This is a genomic window from Micromonospora sp. ATA51, from assembly GCF_016802855.1.
Taxonomy (GTDB): Bacteria; Actinomycetota; Actinomycetes; order Mycobacteriales; family Micromonosporaceae; genus Micromonospora; species Micromonospora sicca.
In genome coordinates this window covers 1-4,338 of sequence record NZ_JAEVHJ010000440.1, presented here as the reverse complement: position 1 = coordinate 4,338, position 4,338 = coordinate 1, and the positions used below count along the sequence as shown (strand labels likewise).

The following is a 4,338-nucleotide window of genomic DNA, read 5'->3' as shown; positions in this document are numbered from 1 at the left end:
GCCCCACCGTCCCCGCCGCCGGTCGACCCCGCCCAGGCGGCAGTCGGGGGGCAGGCGCTGGCGACCTCAGGACTGGCAGTTCCCGCGGACGCGCCGATGGCGCCGGCGGTGACCGCCACCTCATGGCTGGTGGCGGACCTGAACACTGGTGAGGTGCTCGGCGGGTGCGGCCCCCACGAGCACCGAACGCCGGCCAGTGTGCAGAAGCTGCTGCTGGCGGCGACCCTGATGCCCCGCCTCGATCCGACCCAGGTCGTCGAGGTGACCCGGGCGGATCTGCGCGATCTCGATCCGGCCAGTTCGCTGATGGGGGTGGTCGAGGGCGGCCGGTACTCGATCGAGAGCCTGTGGCTGGGACTCCTGCTCCGATCGGGGAACGACGCGGCCAACGTGCTGGCTCGCGTCGGCGGCGGCAACGCCGGCAGGCAGGGTGGCGTGCAGGCGATGAACGACGAAGCGCGCCGGCTGGGCGCGAACCAGACCCACGCGGCAACCCCCTCGGGCCTCGACGGCCCCGGTCAATACACCAGCGCGTACGACCTCGCGCTGATCGCGCGGGCCACCTTCGCCCGGGAAGACTTTCGGCGCTACATCGCGACCACGGTGGCGCAGATACCGGAACGGCCGGGAACGCCGGGATTCCAGATCACCCACGACAACACGCTGCTGGGCATATATCCCGGAACGCTCGGAGGGAAGACGGGCTTCACCGACCTGGCTCGGCAGACGTACGTCGGCGTGGCCGAACGCGACGGCCGGCGGCTCGCGGTGACCCTGCTCGGCGCGGAGACCGCGCCGCTGGGGAGTTTCGGAGAGGCGACAGCCCTGCTCAACTGGGGCTTCGCTCTTCCTCCCGGCGCGTCCGTCGGCCGCCTGGTCACACCCGAGGAGAAGAAGAACGAGCGTCCCGTGGTCCCCGTCAAGGGCGAGCCGGAGGGTCGGCCAGCGGAGTCGTCATCGTTCGCGTGGCCGACCGGGCTCGGCATCGGCGCTGCCCTCGTCCTGGCCGTCCTGATCCTGGCAGTTCCGTGGCGGCGCACGGGTGCGAGGCGAGGAGCCCGCCGAGGGTAGCCAGGCGTATCGATCCACACTCGCACGACCCGGTTTCCTGCTGCCGGGGAATGACGCGCCGCTGATCCCGCCCCCGCCTGGGCAGGTGCGGGACCAACGTCGGTCGGCACAGCCGGCGGGCTCAGCAGAACCAGCCGTCCTGCACCCATCCGTTGCGGTTGACGTGGCCGTAGGCGAAGCCGTAGATGTAGCCGCCGCTCCTGGGGCCCTGCACCAGGAAGGTCTGCCCGGCATACAGGGTGCCCATCCAGGCGCCTCCCGGGTCGGTGCGTACGAACAACGAGTCCGCGCAGACGGTCTCGCGCACGCCGATGGTGCCGTTGGCGGCCTGCGCCGGCGACGCGATCGCCAGCAGTGCGGCAGCGGTTGCGGCCGCGACCCCGAAGCGGGCCGCGCGCACGGGCCGGGATGGCGATGTCACCATGAGTCGTAGCCTCCGATGCACTCGATGCGCATGTAGCCCCAGTCGTTGGGGCCGAAGTCGAAGGTGGCCGCCCAGCCGTTGTAGACCGGGTGGGCTCCGGGCGTGTGACCGATCTTGTCGCCGTAGTACAGCACCCGCTTGAGGCCGTACGGGCCCGAGACCGAGTCGTAGTTGTCGTAGAAGCTGGCGCTCTGGCAGATGTTGATGGCGTGGCGCGGCACGACATAGGCCTGGGCAGCGGACGGCGCGACCAACATGATGCCCAGTGCCGTGGCCATCGCGACGGCCTTGGGTAGCAATCGCATATTGATCCCTTTCCCTGGAAGGGTGTGCGCGCCAAGGTAGCAGGGCCTGAAAGATGTATGCAAGATGCGGACAAGGTCCGCAGGTTTCCTGCAAGCCGCGGGAGAAGGAGATTGCCACATCGTCAGCTGTCGTTGTAGGTTGTCGCCTAACCTTCATCGAGGAGTGACGATGGGCTGGCGACGTAGCGCGACAAGGTCCGGTCTGGTGCTGGCCGTCGTCATGGCGGTGACCGCCCTGGTCGCCCCGTCGCCGGCCGTGGCCTGGGGGTACGGCGTCAACCGGGTACAGACCGCGGCCGAGGACTCGTGGGCGCAGACCGGCATGGGACCAGGCTGGGTGCTGCTGAGCTACAAGGCCAACGGGCCGATGGTGGGCTACCTGTTCGCCCGTGACTTCGTCTTCGCCGACGGCGTCGTCAAGTCCAGCTTCGACCACATGGACATCCGCGACACCGGTGACGCCAGCGCCGGCAACACCGAGGGCATCACCCGCTGGCCCTGGGGGTACGCCGGCGGCAGCTTCGACGGGTGCGCCTACGCCTACGGCACCCGTAAGTTCGCCATCGAGCGCACCGGCTTCATGTCCTCGAGCTGTGCCGGCGGCCCCAACGTGGTCGGCTCCAGCAACGCCGACGGGTCCCCGGACCAGCTGCGCTGGTGGCACTCCGAGCAGGTGTTCTGCACTGCCAACAGCGTCGACCCGCTGTGCAGCCCGTACGGGGTGTGGAGCGAGAACAAGGGCGGCGGACTCAAGACCACCACGGCCCGCACCACCTGCACCGCCTACGGCAACATCGGCGCCGCCGCAGCCTACGGGTCGGGACCGGCGGTCGCCGTCCATCGACTCGGTACCGCACCGGCCGGCGCCAGCATCGACATCCGGTACGTCACCAAGGACCGTCAGTGGATCATGGCGAAGTGGACCGGGAACCGTTTCGCCGCAGGGATCGCGTGGGCTTTCCTGCCCCGATCCTGCGTATGGTGACCCGCCACCACCCGCGTTCGGCCACCGGACGCCACGGACCCTTACTGCGCGGCGACGGCCACCGGCGCGCTGAGTGGGCCCTCGTTTCCGCTGCGGTCCAGTCCGGACACGCAGTAGAAGAGCGGGCGGTCGGCCGGGACGGTGCGGTCCACCCAGCCGGCGCCCCGGGCGGTGCCGACGAGCCGGGCCGCGTCGCCGTCCACCCGGTAGACGGCGTAACTCGTCGCGCCGTCCCCGCGCCAGGTCAGCACCACCCCGCCGGCGTCCGCACGCCGCGCTGCGGTGACCGCCGGTGCGGCCGGCGGCGCCGCCGGTAGCTGCGCCATCGCGGGCACCAGCGCCGGGCCCCCGTAGTGCGCCTTGCTGTACCGGCTGACCGCCCCGAGCTTGTCGGCGCGGACCTGCCTGGCGCTGAAGTGCACGCTTCCGCGCACGCCGTATCGGCGGTTGAGGGCGAGCTGGCGGTCCAGTTCGGCCGGGTCGCGCCAGGCGCCGCGCTCGCCCACCCGGTAGTCGGCCTGGCCGATGTAGAGCTGCACCCGGGTGCCCTGCACCGTGGCCGCCCACCACGGCAGCAGCTTGGCGTAGTCGGCCTTGCCGAACCCGATGTGCCAGTAGAGCTGGGGCACGACGTAGTCCAGCCACTGCTTCCGCACCCAGAGCCGGGTGTCGGCGTAGATGTCGTCGTAGCTCTGCAGGCCCGCGGTCGCCGAGCCGGCCGGGTCGGTGCGCTCGTTACGCCAGATGCCGAACGGGCTGATCCCGAACTTCACCCACGGCTTGATCGCCTTGATCCGCTCGCTCATCTCGCGGACCAGCGTGTTCACGTTGTCCCGGCGCCAGGCGTCCCTGTCCGCGAACCGCCCGCCGTACCGGGCGAACGCCGCGTCGTCCGGGAAGTCCTGCCCGGCCTCCGGGTACGGGTAGAAGAAGTCGTCGAAGTGCACTCCGTCGACGTCGTACCGCTGGACCGCCTCCAGCATCGAGTCCTCGACGAACGTGCGCGCCTCCGGGACACCCGGGTTGAAGTAGAGGCGGCTGCCGGGACGGTCGGCGCTGGGATAGGTCACCACCCAGTCGCGGTGCCGCCGCAGCGGGTGGGTCGGCGCGAGCTGGTCCAGCCGAGGGCCGGGCCCGCCCACCGTGGCCGGCTGCCCGCCCCGGTACGGGTTGAACCAGGCGTGGAACTCCAGGTTGCGGGCGTGCGCCTCGCCCACCATGAACTCCATCGGGTCCCAGCCCGGGTCGCGGCTGTCGCGTCGCCCGGTCAGCCACTCCGACCACGGCGCGTAGCTGGACGGCCAGAGCGCGTCCCCGCTCGGCCGCACGTGCACGAAGACCGCGTTGTGGTGGTGCCGCACGGCCAGGTCCAGCCAGCCCCGGAACTCCGCCCGCACCGTCTCGGCCGGCAGCCCGCGCCGACTCGGCCAGTCGATGTTGTTCACCGTCGTGATCCACATGCCCCGCAACTCGCGAGGCGCCCGGGCCGGCGGCCGGCACAGGCGGCGGTGCCACCCGCCGGGCCGGCGCCGGGCCCCGCGCCCAGGACGGCC

General features: G+C 71.3%; 5 protein-coding genes. 2 read left to right on the top strand and 3 right to left on the bottom strand.

The features are described 5' to 3' along the window. Window positions 1-1,071, top strand: a 1,071-nt coding sequence (locus JNW87_RS35410; protein ID WP_238455196.1) for a D-alanyl-D-alanine carboxypeptidase family protein, incomplete at its 5' end; no start/stop codon positions are given. A gap of 121 nt (window positions 1,072-1,192) precedes the next feature. Here JNW87_RS35410 and JNW87_RS35405 read toward each other — a convergent pair. Together JNW87_RS35405 and JNW87_RS35400 are read right to left on the bottom strand one after the other, a co-directional pair. Beyond that, window positions 1,193-1,495 (bottom strand): hypothetical protein, encoded by a 303-nt coding sequence (locus JNW87_RS35405; protein ID WP_238455195.1) that lies wholly within the window; start codon window positions 1,493-1,495, stop codon window positions 1,193-1,195. Beyond that, window positions 1,489-1,773: a hypothetical protein gene (locus JNW87_RS35400; protein ID WP_236648638.1), complete on the bottom strand. Its 285-nt coding sequence runs from the start codon at window positions 1,771-1,773 to the stop codon at window positions 1,489-1,491. The genes JNW87_RS35405 and JNW87_RS35400 overlap by 7 nt, the downstream gene beginning before the upstream one ends. Window positions 1,774-1,969: 196 nt before the next feature. On the opposite strand from JNW87_RS35400, the gene JNW87_RS35395 reads away from it, so the two are divergent. Beyond that, the gene (locus JNW87_RS35395; RefSeq protein ID WP_146231305.1) at window positions 1,970-2,785 is read left to right on the top strand and encodes a hypothetical protein; all 816 of its coding nucleotides are present in this window, start codon (window positions 1,970-1,972) and stop codon (window positions 2,783-2,785) included. 41 nt (window positions 2,786-2,826) lie between these two features. On the opposite strand, the gene JNW87_RS35390 is transcribed toward JNW87_RS35395, so the two are convergent. Then, window positions 2,827-4,338 (bottom strand): glycoside hydrolase family 10 protein (locus JNW87_RS35390; protein WP_238455194.1); only part of this gene is annotated, 1,512 nt, incomplete at its 5' end.

Excerpts from the sequence above, each read along its gene's own strand:
- JNW87_RS35400 (WP_236648638.1), bottom strand. The coding sequence starts at position 1,773 with ATGGCCACGGCACTGGGCATCATGTTGGTCGCGCCGTCCGCTGCCCAG.
- JNW87_RS35405 (WP_238455195.1), bottom strand. The coding sequence starts at position 1,495 with ATGGTGACATCGCCATCCCGGCCCGTGCGCGCGGCCCGCTTCGGGGTC.
- JNW87_RS35395 (WP_146231305.1), top strand. The coding sequence starts at position 1,970 with ATGGGCTGGCGACGTAGCGCGACAAGGTCCGGTCTGGTGCTGGCCGTC.